Origin of the sequence: Brevibacterium sp. Mu109 (genome assembly GCF_900169375.1) — a bacterium.
Taxonomy (GTDB): Bacteria; Actinomycetota; Actinomycetes; order Actinomycetales; family Brevibacteriaceae; genus Brevibacterium; species Brevibacterium yomogidense_A.
In genome coordinates, this window is sequence record NZ_FXZF01000005.1 from 85,786 (window position 1) to 103,540 (window position 17,755).

Consider the following 17,755-nt stretch of genomic DNA (forward strand, 5'->3'; position numbering starts at 1 on the left):
GTCAGCGCTCCCCGCCCTGTGTCCGCAGGTGCTCGCGGAGCAGGTCGAGATCCTCCGCGGACATCGAGTCCGCGAAGCGGAGGATCGTCGCCGACCGGTCGCGGCTGGCGGCAAGCACTCCGCCCATCACCGCGGCGTCGTGGTCGGCCCGGCTGGTGACCGGCACGTACCGGGTCGAACTGCCCTCACGCTGAGACCGCACATACCGCTTGCGCTTGAGGTTCGTGAGCACAGTCGCGATCGTCGTGTAGGCGGGGTCGGTGGGCAACTGGTCGATGACCTGCCGCACCGTGAGTGGGCCGTGGTCCCAGAGGATCTCGAGGACCTGCCGCTCGAGCGGGCCGAGCGCCTTCGGCTGTCGATCCACCGGATCCCCTTCCATAGTCGTCGTCGGGTGTCGCGCGTCGCTGCCCGCACGGCTCATACCGATGTCCGCAGTCGCGGCACGGGGCAGGCGACCAGGCCCTGCAGCCGCCACAGCAGCGCATACCCGGTGAGGGCGAGCGCCAGGACCGCGAGGATGGGCTGCAGCGGCGCGAAGTACGTCAGCGCTCCCGTGTAGCCCAGCGCCAGGAGCGCGATCTTGTTGCAGACCGGGCATCCGACGGCGAACCACGCGAGCACAGTCCCGAGGATACCCATGCGGCCGCCGCGCGAACCGCTGCTGCCTCCGCCCTCGTGTCCGCTGTCGCTCGCGCTCGGTTCCTCTCCGGGCGTCCTGTCCCGTCGCACCGGTGAGTCGATGCGCACATAGGTCGCAGAGAGCATGCCCGTGAGACCGGCCATGAGGACGAGGACGGGCGCATTCCACCACACGGGCGGGATGTCGCGCGCGAAGACGGGGTTCGGGATGAGGACTGTCGCCACACCGATGAGGCTCCCGACCAGCACCGCCACGGCACAGGCCACAAGAGTCCGCCGCAGCGTCCAGGTCCGCAGGCCCAGAAGCACCGTCCGCCCATCGATCCGCCAGGGCATCCGCCCCCGGGGCTTCCGACCGGCTGGGCGTGCTGACGGCGAGCTCGTGCGGTCCGTCGCCACCGACGGACCGCCCTTCGACTGCTGCGGTGCGGACACGGCGGGCTCCCTCAGTCGGCTTCGGCTCACGCCGCCATGTGCGGCGTCAGCGGTATGACTATGCACATCAGTCGACTATGCGTCATAGTATTAGTCGGTCTCGCCCACATGGACTCGGCACAGATCCCAGGAGGTCTCCATGACCGCACGCTCAACGCGCCACCGCCGCCGCAGGTGGTGGATCCCCGCGACCGTCGTCGTCGCTGCGGCCGCCCTCGTGACAGCGGTTCTCGTCGTCGACCGCGACGGCGACGCGGCGGCTCCCTCGGCGCAGACCACGGAGACCTCCGGCACACAGGCCCACGACGCCGCCACCGACGTCCAGGGGCCGGAGCAGGCCGCTTTCACCGAGGCGGAGACGCGCGACGAGGGCGACATCCAGGCGATCGGTCCGGTCGACGCACCGGTCGTGCTGGTCGTCTTCTCCGACTACCAGTGCCCCTACTGCGCGACGTGGGCGAACGACACGCTGCCGGTGATGATGGAGCACGTGGACAGTGGGGACATGCGCATCGAGTGGCGGGACGTCAACGTGTTCGGCGACGCCTCCGAGCAGGCAGCCAAAGGTGCGCATGCCGCAGGCCTCCAGGACTCGTACTGGGAGTTCCACGACGAGCTCTTCGCCGGCGGAGAGCATCGCCCCGCAAGCGGACTGACCGCAGAAGCACTCACGGAGACCGCGAACGATCTGGGCCTCGACGCCGACCAGTTCCAGCAGGACATGGGATCCGACGAGACACAGGAGAAGGTGGACGCCTACGCGCAGATGGGGCTGGACCTCGGTGCGTTCTCCACTCCCGCCTTCCTCGTGGGCGGCGAGCCGATCGTCGGCGCCCAGCCCACGGACGTGTTCGTCGAGGCCGTCGACTCCGCGCTCGCGGCCCAGGGCTGAAGCGCACTCGTGGACATCGGCTTCGTCAGCGCGTTCGTCGGCGGGATCCTGGCCCTGCTGAGTCCGTGTGCCGCCCTCCTCCTGCCGGCGTTCTTCGCCTCGACGGTGGGAGCGGGAACCCGCCTGCTGCTCCACGGCACCGTCTTCTACATCGGGATGCTGCTGGTGCTCGTCCCGCTGGGGATCGGTGCAGGGGCGCTGGGGTCCCTCTTCACCGCCTACCGCACGCAGATCGTCATCGGTGCGGCGATCATCCTCATCGTGCTGGGCGTCGCCCAGTTCGCAGGACTCGGCTTCGACCCGGCGAAGCTCGTGCCGGGCGGTGACGCAGCGCGCACGCGCACGGCGCAGATGAGCGGGATGCCCAAGACATTCCTGCTGGGAGCCACGAGCGGTGTCGCGGGGATGTGCGCCGGCCCGATCCTCGGCGCAGTGCTCACTCTCGCAGCCGCTCGCGGCGACCTGGTGGGATCCGCCATCATGCTCGCGGTCTACGGGGCCGGCATGGTCGTCCCGCTCCTCGTCGTCGCGGCCCTGTGGCACCGCCTGGGCGGACGCGGGCGGGCGCTGCTGCGCGGGCGCGAGGTCTCGATCCTCGGCATGCGACTGCACACGATCTCCATGCTCACCGGAGCACTCATGGTCGTCGTGGGGATCATGTTCTGGACCACGAACGGGCTCGCGTCCATACCGTCATTCGTCCCCCCGGACCTTCTCGCGGAGCTCCAGTCGTCCGCATTCCTCACGAGCGCCGCGGCAGACATCACCGCGATCCTCGTCGTCGCGGCTCTCATCCTCGCACTGTGGTTCGCTCGTGACCGCCGGAACAGGCGGGCGGACGCTTCCGCCTCCCAGACGGAAGGAGCGGATCATCAGACGCATCGATAGCAGCCCGGTCGATATACGCCCGTTCGCGAAGCCCGCCCGGACCCGCACAGGATTCCGCCGCCGTCCAGCGGTCGTTGCGGTTTCCGTGGCCGCCGCCCTGACCCTCACCGCGTGCACATCCCACGGAGTGACCGAGGGTCAGGACCCCGCCGAGGTCGAGGGGCTCGATCGTGTGCCCAACGCATCCTCGGAGCATCTGCCCGCGGCCGACACCTCCGACGTGCGCCTGCCGACCCAGTTCGATCAGCTCGTGACCGTCGAACCCACGTGGGATCTGCCCGTGCAGCGCGGCGGGGACGTCTTCCTGTCTGCCGAGGAGACCGACCGGGCGCTCGTGTATCGCGCCGTCGACTCCACCGGCACCGTGCTCTGGACCGCGCAGCGCCCCCTCGCCTGCGCGGGCTTCGTCGTCACCCAGGATTCGGAGGGCCGCAACCTCGCGGTGCTCACCGATGCGGAGACCTCCGACAGCAGCCTGTCGATCACCACGGCCAGCGCCTACGACCTCGGCAGCGGCGAGCAGGTGTGGGGACCGGTCGAGGTGCCCGGACCCCACACCGGTCCGGGTCTCGTGTTCGCAGCACCGCCCGAGGGATTCATGGGCGAGAGCGGTGAGTCTGTGGCGCTCGACCCGACGACCGGCGAGCCGCTCGGCGACGACGGCAGAGTGATCGGCGAGTTCGACGGCACGGGCCCGCTGCTCGACCTCGAATCCGGTGAGGTGCTCGGTGAGACGGTGCACGACGCAGCCCACGACGCGGGGGCCGGCATCACTGCATTCCTCGACGCTGACGGCCTCACTGTGCGCGACGCCCACGGAGAACAGCAGCTGGCGATGTCAGTCCGGGAAGGGACGACGCTCGAGGCTGTCGTCGGGGCACTCGTCTACCTGCGCGACGGCAGCTCCGTGCGCGTCCACAACGGCGTCACCGGACGCGTCGCGCAGGCCTATGCACAGGACGGCGAAGGCCCCGTCGCCGTCCCCGACCTCGTGACTGAGAAGGGGGCCGGGACGCTGACCGTGGGTGGTCGGACCGTCCTCGCAACCGAACGGGCAGACGAGCAGAAGGGGTGATGCGCGACCGCGTCGCCCCTTCCCCGCGCGGCAGCTTCCCCGCGCGGCATGCTCAGCGCTTGACGCGCACCACCATCGTGGGAGCGGCGGAGTAGGGCAGGACCGACTGCGAGGTCGAGCCCAGGAGGAGCCCCGCGAACCCGCCGCGGCCTCGGGAGCCGATGACGAGGATGTCGCACGTGTCCGACGCACGCACAAGCACTTCGGCCGGCTGACCGTCGAACAGCGTCCACCGCACGTCGAGGTCGGGGTGCTTCTCCGCCAGCGCGGCCCGAGCCGCCTCGAGCTTGTCCGTCCCTTCCTGGATGAGCCGCTCCAGGTCACCCTGGGATGGGATCCATTCCGGCCCGATCACCGTCGTCGTGATGACCGCCTGGATGTGGAGCGGCGAGTTCCGCCGCATCGCGATGTGCGCTGCTTCCCAGAGCGCAGGCGACTCCTTGCCCAGCGAATCGACGCCCACGACCACCTGACCGGAGTAGTCGATGCCCGGAACCGTGTCCGTCTCCTCCGACCGCTCGATGGGGCCCTCCGCGCTGCTGTGGACCGGACGGGACGAACTGGGCCTGGCCTCGCCCGTGCCCTCCGGCGTCCACCCGACCGGCACGACGATCGTGGGACATGCGGAGTGCGCCGGCAGCGCCGAGGACACGGTGCCCAGGAGTCGCCCGGCGAAGCCGCCCTTGCCGCGCGACCCGACCACCGTGAGGCTGGCCTGCTTCGACTCCTCGACGAGGACGCCCGCGGCATCGCCGATCTCGATGATCGCCTCGACGGGCACGTCCGCCGCCTTCACCTCTGCGGCGGCCTCCTTGAGCACCGTCGTGACGGAGGAGCGCACCGCAGAGTCATCGATGGGCACGTAGGACACGTCGATGGTCGCAGCAGCGACGCTCGGCACCGTGTATGCACCGACGACGCGGATGGAACGGCCCAGGGACTTCGCCTCACCGATCGCGAAGCGGAGCGCGTTGCGGCTGGCATTCGACCCGTCGACGCCGACGACGATCGCATCGGGGTCCGCAACCTCCGAGGTCTGGTTGTCTGCCATGTCTCCTCCTCCGTGTCACCACGTGCCGCACTGGGCGGTCCGTGCCTCGCTCACCCCATGTGCGGGTGCGTCACAGCACACATTACCGGCGAAGCCGTCCTACTGGCCGACTCACCACCATGTGATCGACCCGCACCCGCATCCTGGACCGCCGCGCGGCGGCCAATGCACTGACTCTTGCAAGTCTCCTTGTAGGCTGGATCGGCGCACTCATCTGCGGTGCGCTGGGTGCTGTGGTCGGCGGCTGGATCGGCGGCGCAGTGTTCGGCACTGGCGTGTCCGAGTTCTGGTCGCTCAGCTCATGGCTGCTGGCAATCCTGGGCGCCCTCATCGTGCTGGTCGTGTGGGGCTTCATCTCCCGCGCCATCAGCCGGAAGTGACGCCGCTCGCGCAGCAGCGCGAGCACAGCTGACGCACAGGGGCGCGTCGGAGTGGGAACACTCCGGCGCGCCTCTGTCATGTGCTCACGGCGCCACACAGCGACCGGCCGCTCCAGACTGTGCAGCCTCAGGCAGACTGTTCAGCCTCAGGCAGCCGGCGCTGACACTGCCGCCGAGGTCGTCGTCACCGCAGCTCTCCCACTCCGCTGGCCGTCGGGCACGAGGAAGGGACGCCACTCCTCGACGGGCTCGTCGATCTCGCGCAGCCAGAACCGCCCCACCCGCGGCGGCGCCGGGGTGAAGCGCAGTTTCCACCGCATCTCCTCCGGCGTCCGATTGCTCTTGCGGCAGTTGCACGCCCGGCAGCAGGCCACCAGGTTCGTCCACGTGTTCTGCCCGCCGCGCGAACGCGGCAGCACGTGATCGATCGTCGTCGCGTGCGCGCCGCAGTACGCGCACAGATGGCCGTCCCGTCGCAGCACGCCCCTGCGGGACAGCATGACCCGCCGGTTGCGGGGCGGCTTCACGTACCGCGTGAGGATGATGACCGACGGCCGGTCCAGCTCGAGGGATTCGCTGCGGATCGGGACGGCGTCGTCCGACTGCACCACTGCCGCCTTGCCCGTCAGCACGAGCACCACTGCGCGCTTGAAGGACACGACGGACATCGGCTCGTAGCCGGCGTTCAGGACGAGGGTCTTCACGACACACCTCCGGGACAGCGCGGATGCGCGTGAATGACGGAACGGCGCCACACATGCGTGTGACACCGTTCGTGGTGGACCGACCCTGGGCCGAAGAGAGGGGATATCGCCTCTGGGCATATCCCCTCGACAGGTATGAGATGAGGGCGTATCTCCTCCGCGCCGGTCACGGCGCGTCGGATGCCGGCGAGCGCAGACGGCACTGCGAAGCCACGCGCGCACAGTGTGCGGCGCGTGCGCATCACCGGCGTCGTCGCCGTTGGCAGTGCGTGCCTCTCACCCATGACCCCTCCTGGACTCACTTCACCAAGGGTAGGCCCATCCGGGCTCGATGTGGAGTACTGCGGCCCTTGTGTCATCGACCGTGCCGTCTGCGTTCCCGCTTCGTTCACCTGCCGGGGCGGGACTCACGCGCAGTCGTCAGGAGCGCAGGAGACGGGCGATCGCGTCCGAGGCCTCCTGCATCTTGGCGTCGGCCGCCTCGCCTCCGACTGCGGCGGCATCGACGACGCAGTGCTTGAGGTGGTCGTCGAGCAGCCCGAGGCCGACATTGCGCAGTGCGGAGATCTGAGCAGAGATCTGGGTGAGGATGTCGATGCAGTACTGCTCATCGTCGACCATGCGGTGGACGCCGCGGGCCTGACCCTCGATGCGCTTCAGGCGGGTCAGGTACCGCTTCTTGTCGGTGATGTAGCCGTGGTGACCGTGCTGGTCGGCGTCGGTCGGTTCGCCATCGGCGGGCTCGTGGGACGCGTCGTGCTCCCCGGTATGAGTGCTCATGCGGATGTCCTTTCGCGGGATGTGGTGCCCGCCCAGCTGCGGAAGCGGCGCAGCCGCAGGCTGTTGCCGACCACGAAGACGCTGGAGAAGGCCATCGCCACTCCGGCGAGCATCGGGTTGAGCAGCGCGAACGCTGCGACCGGAATGAGTGCTGCGTTGTAGGCGAACGCCCAGAACAGGTTGCCCTTGATGGTACCGAGGGTCTTCCGGGAGAGGCGGATCGCGTCGACGGCAGAGAGCAGGTCATTGTTCATCAACGTGATGTCGCTGGCCTCGATCGCCACATCCGTGCCCGCGCCCATGGCCAGGCCCAGATCGGCGCGGGCCAGTGCGGCGGCGTCATTGACACCGTCGCCGACCATCGCGACATTGCGCCCAGTGTCCTGCAGGCGCTCGACTTCGGATACCTTGTCCTCGGGCATCACGCCTGCGATGACGTGCTCCGCGTCGATGCCGACCTCTGCGGCCACGGCCCGGGCAGCCCCGGCATTGTCACCCGTCAGCAGCCACGGAGTCAGGCCCAGGTCCTTGAGCCCGCGCACGGCCTCGGCGGAGGTCGGCTTGACGGTGTCGCGCACCGCGATGACGCCGGCGCTGACGCCGTCGATCTGCACCACGACGGGGGTGCCGCCCTGGTCCTGAGCTCCGGTGAACGCGTCCTGCAGATCCGTGGAGAGGTCACCGGCGGGACGGCCGACAGTCACTCGCGCTCCCTCGACGGTGCCGGTCACGCCATGGCCTGCGGTGCTGCTGAAGTCGGTGACCTCGACGAGCGGCGCAGAGCGCTCGGCCTCGCGGACGATGGCCTGGGCGATGGGATGCTCGGAGGCTGACTCCACTGCCGCCGCCATGGCCAGCACCTCGGTGGGGTCGAATCCAGTGGCGGGGGTGACGTCGCGGACGGACATGACGCCGGAGGTCACGGTACCGGTCTTGTCCATGACGATCGTGTCGACCTTCTTGGTCGACTCCAGGATCTCCGGCCCCTTGATCAGCAGCCCCATCTGGGCGCCGCGCCCGGTGCCGACGAGGATCGCCGTCGGCGTCGCCAGACCCAGGGCGCACGGGCAAGCGATGATCAGCACCGCGACGGCGGCGGTGAAAGCCGTGGCCACGCCATGACCCAGCATGATGTGCACGATGAGTGCGACGAGCGCGATGACGACGACTGCGGGCACGAAGATCTGGGAGATCCGATCCACCAGACGCTCCACCGGCGCCTTCTTCGCCTGCGCATCAGTGACCAGCTTCGCCATCTGGGACAGCGTCGTGTCCGCACCGACGCGGGTGACCTCCACCAGCAGACGGCCCGACGTGTTCAGGGTCGCGCCGGTGACCTTCGTTCCCACGGTCGCCTCGACCGGCACGGACTCACCGGTGAGCATGGACTCGTCGATGGCCGACGAGCCCTCGACCACCCGGCCGTCGATCGCGATCTTCTCACCCGGACGGACGATGAAGACATCACCGATCTGCAGCTGTGTGACGGGCACCCGGACCTCGGCACCGTCACGGAGCACAGCGGCGTCCTTGGCGCCCATGTCCAGCAGGGTGCGCAGCGCTTCCGACGAGCTCCCCTTGGCCTTCGTCTCGAACCAGCGGCCCAGCAGCAGGAAGGTGATGACCACAGCCGCCGTCTCCAGATAGATCTCATCCATCGTGGAGTTCGTCGGCAGCAGATGCATCTCCATGGTCATCCCGGCGACACCGGCGTTGCCCACGAACAGCGCCCACAGGGACCAGGCGTAGGCGGCAGTCGTCCCCATCGTGATCAGGGTGTCCATCGTGACCGCACCGTGGCGGAGGTTCACGAAGGTGGCTCGATGGAAGGGTGCGCCGCCCCAGACGTAGACGAGGGTGGTCATCGCCAGTACCGCCCACTGCCAGTTGGTGAACTGCAGCGCCGGGACCATGCTCAGCCCGGTGATCGGCACCGTCAGGATCGCCGAGCCGATCACCCGCTGCTTCAGATCAGCGGCCTCCCGCTCACGGGCAGCCCCGATCTGGTCCTGCGGACCCACTGCCCCTCCAGTGGAGTCACCGGACTCGTCACCCCCGGAATCAGCATCACTTCTCAGAGCGAAAGCGTCATAGCCGGCACCGCGGACGACCTCGATGAGCTGATCGGTGTCTGTCGTGCCCGCTTCGTACTTCACCGTCGCGGTCTCGGTGGAGAAGTTGACGCTCGCGTCCACGCCGTCGAGCTTGTTGAGCTTGCGCTCGACTCGCGACGAGCACGATGTGCACGTCATCCCGGTGACGCCCAAGTCGATCTCGAGCAGGTCTACCGATGGTGGAGTCTGAGTCATCAGGGATCATTCCTTCGAGCAGATGAAGACGATGGGGGTTCGGCCGGCACGCTGCGGCGAGGCCGGGAGGGGTTCACAGCTTGACCGTGTAGCCGGCCTCTTCGACTGCGCCGACGATGTCCTCGTCAGTGAATCCCTCACCGCTCACAGCGACCCGGCCGCCGTCCACAGTGGCTTCGACGGAGGTCACGCCCGCGACCTCGCGCACTTCCTCCTCAACGGAGGCCTTGCAGTGGCCGCAGGTCATACCCTCGACCGTGTAGTTCTTCGTCGCTGTCGCCATGATGGAACCCTTTCGCTGCGAATCTGCGGGGCGGGGCCGCCCCGTCACCTTATACCCTATACCCCTATGGGGCATGAATCAAGGGCGCAGTCTCCCCCGACTGTGATACTCATCATCGAGCGGTGCGGACCTCAGTCACTCGCAGGCGCACACACGAAGACACCCGCACTCCGTCCGGACCTGGGGACGGAGTGCGGGTGTCTCTATGCTGCGCGTGATCAGAGAACGCGGATGTACGTGACGCTTCCCATCCACGAGTGGCTGCGGTACGAGGTGCCGGATGATGACGAGCCCGCGTCGTACATCATGCCGTCGCCCGCGTAGATGCCCACGTGTCCGGACTTGTAGACGAGGTCGCCGGGCTTCGCTTCGGAAGCGGAGACGGTCTGGCCGGCTGCCGCCTGGTCGCCGGAGTTGCGGGGCAGGTTCACCCCGACCTTGTTGTACACGAAGGAGGTGTAGCCGGAGCAGTCCCAGCCGGAGGTGGTGGTGCCGCCGAAGACGTAGGGAACGCCCGTGTACTGCTTGGCGATCGCGAGGACCTGCTCGGCCTTCGAGCCGTCCGGAAGCGCAGCGTCGCCGCCACCGTCAGAGGAGCCCGAATCCGAGGACTCGGAATCAGACGAACCGGAGTCGGACGAGCCCGACTCAGAGGAGTCCGACTCGGAATCAGACGAACCGGAGTCGGACGAGCCCGACTCAGAGGAGTCCGACTCGGAATCAGACGAACCGGCGTTCGACTCGACCGACTCGGAGGGAGCCGGCTCGGGCTCCGGCTCAGGCTCCGGAGCCTCGGTCGCGGTCACATTGGAGACCGAGGCGGCACCGACGACGTCTGCGTCCTCGCTGTCCTCGCCCTGCTCCGGGATGACCGTCTTCGCCTGGTTCACGAAATCAGTGCTGGGCTTGTTCTCCGCCTCAGCGGTGACCGCTGCCGCCTCGTCTTCGCCCTGGCCCATTGCGGGCAGAGTGGCGGTGACGACGAGTCCGCCTGCTGCGGCGACGACCGCCGCGCGACGACCGACGACGCCGTAGTTGGCACCCAGCGCGTCGGTGAGTTCTGTGAGCGGGGTCTTGACGCGGGTTTCGGCCGCGCGGCGACCATGCTTCCTTGTAGCCACGATGTCCTCTCCATTTCCTACGAGGCGACGCACGTCGAGCTGGAGACGCCCTGTCCTTCCGGACTGTGCTGCCGGTTTCCCGGCCCCTCGCCGCCGCTCAGGTCCTGTTGCTGTCTCTTCGATCCGATCGTGCGGGTGCGGCGTGCGGAACCCGGGTCGGATGGCCTTCTTCCGAAGGCGCCTCGACAACTGTAAACGATCGGCAACGTCATGTCACATTTGGATCACGGATCAGATCTCATATCGTGATCCTCTGCCCCGGCGGGTCATCATCGATGCAGGTCAGAGAGCCAAGTAACGGGATGAAACGGATGTAACGAGGTGATGTGTCAGCGTGTCACGAACACGAACGCCGCGGTCTCGGACGGAAGATCCAGCACATCGGAGGACCCCTCGGCACGGATGCTCACGTAGTCGCCGTCCGATTCCACGGTCACCACCGTGCCGGGCACGATCCCGGTCTCCTGCAGCTGCGCCAGCAGCTCGATGTCGACCTGGAGCGGCTCCGCGAGCCACGCGATGCCCACGGTCCGCTTCTCACCGGACTTCACCGCGCGCGTGAGCGAGGTCGTCTCCGGAACGGCAGCGGGATCCGCACCCAGATCCTCGAGGGCGGGGATCGGATTCCCGTACGGACCCGTCGTGTGCTCCGGGAGCATCGAGAGGAGTCGCGTCTCGACCTGCTCGCTCATGACGTGCTCCCACCGGCATGCCTCGTCGTGGACGAGTGACCACTCGAGACCGATCACGTCGGACAGGAGCCTTTCGGCAAGACGATGCTTGCGCATCACGCGCGTCGCGAGCTCGCGTCCCTCGTCGGTCAGAGCGAGGTGACGGTCCGCGTCCACGACGACCAGACCGTCCCGCTCCATGCGCGCCACGGTCTGCGAGACCGTCGGGCCGGAATGCTCGAGACGCTCAGCGATCCGCGCTCGCAGCGGCACGATCCCCTGCTCCTCAAGCTCGATGATCGACTTGAGGTACATCTCGGTCGTGTCGATGAGGTCGTTCACGTCTCACGCTCTCTCTACGCAGTCCCGACGCAGTGTCGGGGAGCCATCGCATCCGTCTGGACAGGGCGGAAGCACCCGCGGTCATTTTACGTGGTGCGGCGGGGAACTGATACTCAGCCGGATCGGAGCACACCGCGGCGTCATGGCTGGAGGCGCACCGCAGACCACGTCGCCGCGTCGTCGAGGGGTGCCGGACGGCCATCCCGGCTGGTGAAGAGGAACCGATCATGCATGCGGTTGAGCCGCCCCTGCCAGAACTCGATCTCGTAGGGCTGCACTCGATAGCCGCCCCAGTGGGCCGGCCGCTCGACGTCCTTCCCCTCCCACCGGGCCTCGAGCTCTTCCACCGTCTGCGCGAAGGCATCCCGGCCTCGCACCGGCTGCGACTGCGCCGAGGCCGCCGCCCCGATCTGCGAGCCGCGGGGCCGCAGCGCGAAGTAGGCATCCGACTCTTCCGGCATCACCTTCGACACGAGGCCTCGGACCCGCACCTGGCGCTGCATGTCATGCCAGGGGAAGACGAGCGCCACGAGCGGATGGGCCTCGATCTGGCGGCCCTTCGCGGACTGGTAGTTGGTGTAGAACACGAAGCCGCGCGCGTCGAAGCCCTTGAGGAGGACGATGCGCGCAGCGGGGCCGGCGTCGTCGTCCGTCGCCACGACCATCGCGTTCGGCTCCCCCAGGGCCTCTCCCGCCTCTTCGTACCAGCGCGAGAAGATGCCGTGGGGCGTATCCGCAGGCAGGTCGATGTCCACATCGTCGTACTCGACCCGCTGCCGCGCCAGTGCGGCGATCGCGTCCTGCGCAGCCGCGGGAGTGGCGTCAGTCTGTTCGTCCATGGCTCCACGCTACTCTCGGCAAGCCCACGGGCGTACGGTGCCCGCGGCCGGCCCTCCCTCGGTGCGCGCGACCAGCGGCCTCGCAGTAGGATCGCTCGCGTGAGTACAGACACCCCCGCAGACATCGTGATCCCCGCACACCTCAAGCCCGCCGACGGACGCTTCGGCGCAGGTCCCTCGCGCGTGCGCCCCGAGCAGATGGCCGCGCTCTCCGCCGCCGGCTCCACCGTCATGGGCACCTCCCACCGCCAGAAGCCGGTGAAGGAGATCGTCCGTCGCGTGCGCACCGGACTGGCTGAGCTGTTCTCCCTGCCAGACGGCTACGAGGTGATCCTCGGAAACGGCGGCTCGACCGTGTTCTGGGACGCCGCCGCGTTCGGGCTGGTCCGCACGCGCGCCTCGCACGCCCAGTTCGGTGAGTTCGGGTCGAAGTTCACCAAGGCGACGACGACCTCGCCGTTCCTCGAGGAGTCTCTCGTCGTGGATGCCGAACCGGGCACCTCGGCCGTGCCGCAGACCGATGCCTCCGTGGACGTCTACGCGTGGCCCCACAACGAGACGTCCACCGGTGTCGCCACGTCGATCCAGCGCCCGTCCGGCATCGCCGACGACGCACTGGTCGTCATCGACGCGACGTCCGCGGCCGGCGGCATCCCCGTCGACATCCGCGAGACCGACGTCTACTACTTCGCCCCGCAGAAGAACTTCGCATCGGACGGCGGCCTGTGGGTCGCCCTCGTCTCCCCCCGGGCCATCGCGCGGATCGAGGAGATCGCCGGGTCGGACCGCTGGATCCCCGAATCGCTCAGCCTCGCGACGGCGCTGGACAATTCCCGCAAGGACCAGACGTACAACACTCCGGCCGTCGGCACGCTCATCCTGCTCGCGGAGCAGATCGAGTGGATAAACGCCAATGGCGGACTCGCCTGGGCAGGTGCCCGGACGGAGGAATCCTCCGCGCTCATCTACACGTGGGCAGAATCGTCCCCGGTGGCCCGTCCGTACGTCGCCGACCCGGCCGACCGCTCGCCGGTCGTCTGCACCATCGACTTCGACGAGTCGATCGATGCCGCGCGCCTGGCATCCGTCCTGCGCGCCAACGGCATCGTCGATGTCGAGCCGTACCGGAAGCTGGGCCGCAACCAGCTGCGCATCGCGACGTTCACCGCCGTGGACCCGGATGACGTCCGTGCGCTGCTCGCCTGCATCGATCACGTCCTCGAGCAGTGGGGGGCCTCCGCCACCGCACAGGGCTGAGGCCCGCCGGCACAGGGCTGGGGCATGTCAGCACGAGGCTGGGGCGTGGCAGCACAGGGCTGAGCCGAACCGGCACCGCGGACCGATCACAGTACACACGTCGAAAGCGCAACATCCGAGCCCTCCGAGGGGGGCGAATCGTTCGGATGTTGCGCTTTCGTCGTTGCGGCTTACGGGGTGCGGCGTCCAGCGTGCGGGGTGCGAGGTGTGGCGTGTGGGGTGGGAGGAGTGCGGCCTGCGGCGTGCGAGAAGTCCCGCCCACCTCAGGCGGCGACGTGGTGGCCTCAGGCGGTGACGAAGTGGTGGATGACCGTCCCGCTGAAGACCGCGAGGGCCAGTGCTGCGCAGCCGAACTCGATGAGGATGCCGATGCCCGCGGCCTTGATCGCCGCCCAGCTCGTGTCCCAGGCCTTCCGCGCGTCGCCCAGCCGCTGCCATTCCGCGGCCCAGAGTCCGCCCACGAAGCCCAGCAGCAGACCGATCACGGGCACGACGAAGAATCCGACGACGGCCAGGATCCCGCCGATGAGCAGCGAACGGTTCGGGATCCCCCGCTCCTTCAGCCGTCGACCCGTCAGCACCCAGCCGGCTGCCATCCCCAGGGCCACGAGCACCGTGATCGCTGCGAACGCCGACCAGCCGGGGCCGGTCCCCGCGACGATCGCCCACACCAGCGCGGCGACCGCGATCGTGGCGGAGCCCGGCAGCACCGGGACGACGATTCCCACGATGCCCACGAACATCGCGAGTCCAGCGAGCACGGTGACGATGACGTCTGCGGTCACGGTGAAGAGCTCCATTCGGATCGGGGTGCGGAGGGACGCCGACAGGAGGATCGGTCCTGGCGCATCCGTCCGGTCCGCAGTCTACGGGCGGGGCTGAACACGCGAACAGTGCAGAAGGGGCCGGGACTCACACTGTGATGGAGCTGTGATCGCTCAGCCGTCGGACTCTCAGCCCTCCGGCTCCGGCCGCACCGGACTCGCCGACACACGCCCCTTCGACTTCCGCCCGTCGTAGCTCAGCCGGATGAACCGCCGCGACCGGCGCACGTAGTGCACGCGCATGTGCTTCGCGGACACCATCCAGACCACCCCGATGAGGATCCCCACCGCACCCGCGGCGGCTCCGACCCCCAGCGCGGCCCGCGGACCGAACTGATCGGCGATCCACCCGGCGAATGGAGCTCCCAGCGGCGCCCCGCCCAGGACCACGGCCGCGTAGATCGACATGATCCGACCGCGCACGCCCGACGGAGTGGTCGTCTGCACATACGCGTTCGCGGCCGTGAGCATCGTGATGGACGACAGGCCGAGCGTGGTGAGCGTCAGCGCGAACGTCCAGTAGTTCGGCATGACGGACGCTGCCGCACACGCCGCACCGAACGCTCCCGCCGCCCAGAAGACGGTGCGCAGGCGCGGCCGGTCCCGCCTCGCGGCCAGCAGAGCACCGGTCAGGGAGCCGACTGCCAGGATGGAGTTCAGCAGCCCGAACGCGCTGGCGTCCCGGCCGAACTCCACGCGCGCCATCGTCGCCGTGAAGATGTTGAACTTGATGCCGAAGGTCGAGACCACGAAGATCACCGCCAGGACGACGATGATGTCAGGCCTTGTGCGCAGGTAGCGGAAGCCGCCCATGATCCCCCGACCGGGAGCTCGGCGGGTGCGGGCGTCCGGCGACTGCAGGCGGCTGCGGTCCAGCGACAGCAGCACCCCGACGGTCCCGGCGAATGCCAGTCCGGACAGCAGGAACACGGTAGACGCACCGATCGCCGCGGTCAGCACGCCGGCGACCGCGGGGCCCAGCATCCGCGCAGTGTTGAACGATGCGGAGTTCAGCGATACGGCGTTGGCGACGAGCGAGTCGCCCACGAGCTCGGAGACGAACGTCTGCCGAGCGGGGTTGTCGACGGTCGCGACGATGCCCAGCGCCAGGGCGAGCAGGTAGACGTGCCCCAGCTGGATCGCCCCGGTGACGGTGAGGACGAAGAGGACCAGCCCCATCGTGCCCATGAGGATCTGGGTGATGAGGAGCAGCCTGCGCCGCTGGAACCGATCCGCGATCGTGCCGGCCACAGGGAAGAGGACGAGCTGCGGCCCCAGCTGCAGGGCCATCGTGATGCCCAGAGCAGTGGCGTCCTCATCGGTGAGCTGGGTGAGGACGATCCAGTCCTGGGCGGTCCTCTGCATCCAGGTGCCGGTGTTCGACACCAGTGCACCGCCGAACCACTTCCGGTAATTGGGCTCGGCCAGCGACCGGAACATCGACGTCATCCGCGGGAGTGCGCCTCCTCAGGCAGTGCTCCCGCAGTCCGTGCTCCCACATTCTCGACGAGGTCGAGCGATTCGTCGAAGTCGTCGACGACGGACTTCACGGGCTCCGAGGAGCGGCGCTGCACATCCGTCTCCGAATGAGCACCGCACCCGGCGTCGAGCGCCACGATGCGCCCGTCGAAGGGCGCCCACTTGTTCGCGCACACGCCGAAGCGGGTGCGCATGCTGCCGGCGATGGGCAGGAGGAAGCCGCAGGTCGAGCACTGGCTGCGGGCCTCGCGGGCGAACTCACCGTCCGGTCCGGCGTCGGATTCGACCCACCGCTGCGCGGCGTTCGCGATCCCCTCGCGGGACAGCACGCGGGTCCGGCCCAGCCCGTACTCGAAGTTCGGCACCTGGTCGATGTCATCGCCCGGGCGCAGGTCGACCTGCTCGAGGCCGAGGTCCAGGTTCGGATCGTCCTCCGCCTTCGGCAGGACGTCCTTGGGCCGCATGTCGCCGGGGCGCACGCGCTCCTCCCACGGCTCCCACGCGGGCGCGACGAGGGCGTCCGCGCCTGGCAGCAGTGCGGTCTCGCACACGGTGGCCTTCTTGGCACGCGGCGCACGCGCCAGCACGGCCACCCAGTGCCATCCGCGGTAGGCCGGGTTGGTGCACTCGAAGCTGTGGGTCACGAGCCGGGTGTCCTCGGCGACGGCGCCCAGGTGGGCACCGACCTCGGCCTCGCCGGCGACCTCGGTGATGGCGGCACGGGCCACGTCGACGGCCTCGGCCAGGACGGTGTCCAGGACGATCGCGGCCGGCCTGCGCGGCTGACGGCGCTCCCGTGCGGTCGGCGCATCCGACGCCGAGGCGGTGGTCGCCTCAGCAGGCACGGTCGCCTCTGCAGACGCCGCCTCAGCTGTATCAGCCGACTCAGTGGCACCAGCCGCCTCGGTCGTCGCCGTCGGCGGGGCGGCTTCCATGGACGCCAGCCAGCGGTCGAACAGTCCGGACATCAGCCCTCCAGGTCGTCTGCGATTGCGCGGAGCACTTCCGCCACGCGGTGGGAGTGCCCAGCATCAGGGTACCGCCCGCGGCGCAGGCCGTTCGACGTGTCGTCCAGCATCCTGATGACGTCCTCGATCATCGATGCGGTCTTCTCCGGGTTCCGGCGCACGCGGGCAGGAGACTCGTGGACACGGGCCTTGAGCACCTGCTTGCCCTTGCGGCCGTCGACGATGTCGAACTCCAGCCGCATTCCGGGGGTCGCGGTGACCCCGTCCGGCAGCGACGAGCCGTGGAGGAAGATCTGCTCGCCGTCTTCTGCGGTGACGAAGCCGAATCCCTTGTCTGCGTCGAACCACTTCACGCGTCCTGTGGGCATGTCAGTCCTTTCACGACCGCGCGGCGGCGCGGCCGATCGATGTGGTGCGCGGTGCGCACGTGTGGGAGTGCGCGGTGCGCACTGGGGCTGTGCGCGAGGCGCACGGTGTGGGCGGCGAGGAGGTCGTCGTGTCGACGGTGCCGCGCCGGGTCGCGCCATGCGGCGCAGTGAGATGTGGGGCCCGCAGGCCGGATCCGTCCGGGACTCAGACGGAGCGGCGGCGGACGATGCCCTGGACGAGCACCACCAGCATCAGGACGAACGCAAGCGGCAGCAGTACCATTCCCGTCCAGGTGAAAACCGGTGACACCGACGATCCGAGCAGTCCGACGATCACCACCAGGGTGAGGCAGGCCAGACCGAGCAGTGCGATCACTGCGGCAGCCGTGCCGAGGACGGCACCCGGGGGTCTCTGCGTGTCTTCTGCCATCGGGCACCTCCTTCTTC

General features: G+C 68.8%; 20 protein-coding genes. 5 read left to right on the forward strand and 15 right to left on the reverse strand.

Translation table 11 applies throughout. The features are described 5' to 3' along the window. Position 1: 1 nt before the first annotated feature. Both BSP109_RS04465 and BSP109_RS04470 read right to left on the reverse strand, forming a co-directional pair. Positions 2–367 carry a BlaI/MecI/CopY family transcriptional regulator gene (locus tag BSP109_RS04465; RefSeq protein ID WP_257944554.1) on the reverse strand — a complete coding sequence of 122 codons (366 nt, stop codon included), beginning with the start codon at positions 365–367 and terminating at the stop codon, positions 2–4. 53 nt (positions 368–420) lie between these two features. After that, positions 421–1,077: a hypothetical protein gene (locus tag BSP109_RS04470; RefSeq protein ID WP_256970388.1), complete on the reverse strand. Its 657-nt coding sequence runs from the start codon at positions 1,075–1,077 to the stop codon at positions 421–423. 139 nt (positions 1,078–1,216) lie between these two features. On the opposite strand from BSP109_RS04470, the gene BSP109_RS04475 reads away from it, so the two are divergent. The 3 genes from BSP109_RS04475 to BSP109_RS04485 all read left to right on the forward strand — a co-directional run bounded on the left by BSP109_RS04475 (position 1,217) and on the right by BSP109_RS04485 (position 3,932). Then, a complete protein-coding gene (locus BSP109_RS04475) occupies positions 1,217–1,969 on the forward strand; it encodes a thioredoxin domain-containing protein (RefSeq protein WP_087008742.1) in 753 nt (250 codons plus the stop codon). Between the two features lie 9 nt (positions 1,970–1,978). Further along, positions 1,979–2,857 carry a cytochrome c biogenesis CcdA family protein gene (locus tag BSP109_RS04480; protein WP_101599516.1) on the forward strand — a complete coding sequence of 293 codons (879 nt, stop codon included), beginning with the start codon at positions 1,979–1,981 and terminating at the stop codon, positions 2,855–2,857. Positions 2,858–2,984: 127 nt separating this feature from the next. Next, the gene (locus BSP109_RS04485; protein ID WP_146001081.1) at positions 2,985–3,932 is read left to right on the forward strand and encodes a hypothetical protein; all 948 of its coding nucleotides are present in this window, start codon (positions 2,985–2,987) and stop codon (positions 3,930–3,932) included. Between the two features lie 52 nt (positions 3,933–3,984). On the opposite strand, the gene BSP109_RS04490 is transcribed toward BSP109_RS04485, so the two are convergent. Then, positions 3,985–4,983 carry a universal stress protein gene (locus BSP109_RS04490; protein WP_101599518.1) on the reverse strand — a complete coding sequence of 333 codons (999 nt, stop codon included), beginning with the start codon at positions 4,981–4,983 and terminating at the stop codon, positions 3,985–3,987. A gap of 224 nt (positions 4,984–5,207) precedes the next feature. Here BSP109_RS04490 and BSP109_RS04495 point away from each other — a divergent pair, with 224 nt between their 5' ends. Further along, the gene (locus BSP109_RS04495) at positions 5,208–5,363 is read left to right on the forward strand and encodes a GlsB/YeaQ/YmgE family stress response membrane protein (protein WP_257944561.1); all 156 of its coding nucleotides are present in this window, start codon (positions 5,208–5,210) and stop codon (positions 5,361–5,363) included. 146 nt (positions 5,364–5,509) lie between these two features. Here BSP109_RS04495 and BSP109_RS04500 read toward each other — a convergent pair whose 3' ends face one another. The 7 genes from BSP109_RS04500 to pdxH form a co-directional block, all read right to left on the reverse strand. Then, entirely contained in the window at positions 5,510–6,067 is a 558-nt protein-coding gene (locus tag BSP109_RS04500) for an HNH endonuclease (protein WP_087008753.1), read from the reverse strand. A gap of 420 nt (positions 6,068–6,487) precedes the next feature. Next, positions 6,488–6,847 (reverse strand): metal-sensitive transcriptional regulator, encoded by a 360-nt coding sequence (locus BSP109_RS04505; protein ID WP_087008755.1) that lies wholly within the window; start codon positions 6,845–6,847, stop codon positions 6,488–6,490. Continuing rightward, entirely contained in the window at positions 6,844–9,156 is a 2,313-nt protein-coding gene (locus BSP109_RS04510; protein WP_087008757.1) for a cation-translocating P-type ATPase, read from the reverse strand. Before BSP109_RS04510 ends, BSP109_RS04505 begins: the two co-directional genes overlap by 4 nt. 73 nt (positions 9,157–9,229) lie before the next feature. Continuing rightward, a complete protein-coding gene (locus BSP109_RS04515) occupies positions 9,230–9,439 on the reverse strand; it encodes a heavy-metal-associated domain-containing protein (RefSeq protein WP_087008758.1) in 210 nt (69 codons plus the stop codon). Positions 9,440–9,657: 218 nt separating this feature from the next. Next, on the reverse strand, positions 9,658–10,560 hold the full coding sequence (locus tag BSP109_RS04520; RefSeq protein ID WP_101599520.1) for a C40 family peptidase: 903 nt from the start codon (positions 10,558–10,560) through the stop codon (positions 9,658–9,660). A gap of 329 nt (positions 10,561–10,889) precedes the next feature. Further along, complete coding sequence (locus tag BSP109_RS04525) at positions 10,890–11,573, reverse strand: metal-dependent transcriptional regulator (protein ID WP_087008762.1); 684 nt, start codon at positions 11,571–11,573, stop codon at positions 10,890–10,892. A gap of 140 nt (positions 11,574–11,713) precedes the next feature. Beyond that, a complete protein-coding gene (pdxH, locus tag BSP109_RS04530; RefSeq protein ID WP_087008764.1) occupies positions 11,714–12,412 on the reverse strand; it encodes a pyridoxamine 5'-phosphate oxidase in 699 nt (232 codons plus the stop codon). A 99-nt stretch (positions 12,413–12,511) separates the two neighbouring features. Between pdxH and serC the strand changes: the two genes are divergently transcribed. Beyond that, a complete protein-coding gene (gene serC, locus BSP109_RS04535) occupies positions 12,512–13,669 on the forward strand; it encodes a phosphoserine transaminase (protein WP_101599521.1) in 1,158 nt (385 codons plus the stop codon). A 284-nt stretch (positions 13,670–13,953) separates the two neighbouring features. Here serC and BSP109_RS04540 read toward each other — a convergent pair whose 3' ends face one another. The 5 genes from BSP109_RS04540 to BSP109_RS04560 form a co-directional block, all read right to left on the reverse strand. Continuing rightward, entirely contained in the window at positions 13,954–14,454 is a 501-nt protein-coding gene (locus BSP109_RS04540; RefSeq protein WP_087009210.1) for a DUF456 domain-containing protein, read from the reverse strand. A 168-nt stretch (positions 14,455–14,622) separates the two neighbouring features. Then, complete coding sequence (locus tag BSP109_RS04545; protein ID WP_101599522.1) at positions 14,623–15,942, reverse strand: MFS transporter; 1,320 nt, start codon at positions 15,940–15,942, stop codon at positions 14,623–14,625. After that, the gene (locus tag BSP109_RS04550) at positions 15,939–16,940 is read right to left on the reverse strand and encodes a DUF3027 domain-containing protein (protein ID WP_101599523.1); all 1,002 of its coding nucleotides are present in this window, start codon (positions 16,938–16,940) and stop codon (positions 15,939–15,941) included. The genes BSP109_RS04545 and BSP109_RS04550 overlap by 4 nt, the downstream gene beginning before the upstream one ends. Beyond that, the gene (locus tag BSP109_RS04555; protein WP_101599524.1) at positions 16,940–17,308 is read right to left on the reverse strand and encodes a cold-shock protein; all 369 of its coding nucleotides are present in this window, start codon (positions 17,306–17,308) and stop codon (positions 16,940–16,942) included. The genes BSP109_RS04550 and BSP109_RS04555 overlap by 1 nt, the downstream gene beginning before the upstream one ends. A gap of 205 nt (positions 17,309–17,513) precedes the next feature. Continuing rightward, the gene (locus tag BSP109_RS04560) at positions 17,514–17,738 is read right to left on the reverse strand and encodes a hypothetical protein (RefSeq protein WP_087008773.1); all 225 of its coding nucleotides are present in this window, start codon (positions 17,736–17,738) and stop codon (positions 17,514–17,516) included. Positions 17,739–17,755 lie beyond the last annotated feature (17 nt).

What these genes read in the sequence shown, in the direction of transcription:
- BSP109_RS04490 (WP_101599518.1), bottom strand. Translation starts at nt 4,983, where the DNA reads ATGGCAGACAACCAGACCTCGGAGGTTGCGGACCCCGATGCGATCGTC.
- pdxH (WP_087008764.1), bottom strand. Translation starts at nt 12,412, where the DNA reads ATGGACGAACAGACTGACGCCACTCCCGCGGCTGCGCAGGACGCGATC.
- BSP109_RS04545 (WP_101599522.1), bottom strand. Translation starts at nt 15,942, where the DNA reads ATGACGTCGATGTTCCGGTCGCTGGCCGAGCCCAATTACCGGAAGTGG.
- BSP109_RS04550 (WP_101599523.1), bottom strand. Translation starts at nt 16,940, where the DNA reads ATGTCCGGACTGTTCGACCGCTGGCTGGCGTCCATGGAAGCCGCCCCG.
- BSP109_RS04510 (WP_087008757.1), bottom strand. Translation starts at nt 9,156, where the DNA reads ATGACTCAGACTCCACCATCGGTAGACCTGCTCGAGATCGACTTGGGC.
- BSP109_RS04475 (WP_087008742.1), top strand. Translation starts at nt 1,217, where the DNA reads ATGACCGCACGCTCAACGCGCCACCGCCGCCGCAGGTGGTGGATCCCC.
- BSP109_RS04555 (WP_101599524.1), bottom strand. Translation starts at nt 17,308, where the DNA reads ATGCCCACAGGACGCGTGAAGTGGTTCGACGCAGACAAGGGATTCGGC.
- BSP109_RS04515 (WP_087008758.1), bottom strand. Translation starts at nt 9,439, where the DNA reads ATGGCGACAGCGACGAAGAACTACACGGTCGAGGGTATGACCTGCGGC.
- BSP109_RS04505 (WP_087008755.1), bottom strand. Translation starts at nt 6,847, where the DNA reads ATGAGCACTCATACCGGGGAGCACGACGCGTCCCACGAGCCCGCCGAT.
- BSP109_RS04560 (WP_087008773.1), bottom strand. Translation starts at nt 17,738, where the DNA reads ATGGCAGAAGACACGCAGAGACCCCCGGGTGCCGTCCTCGGCACGGCT.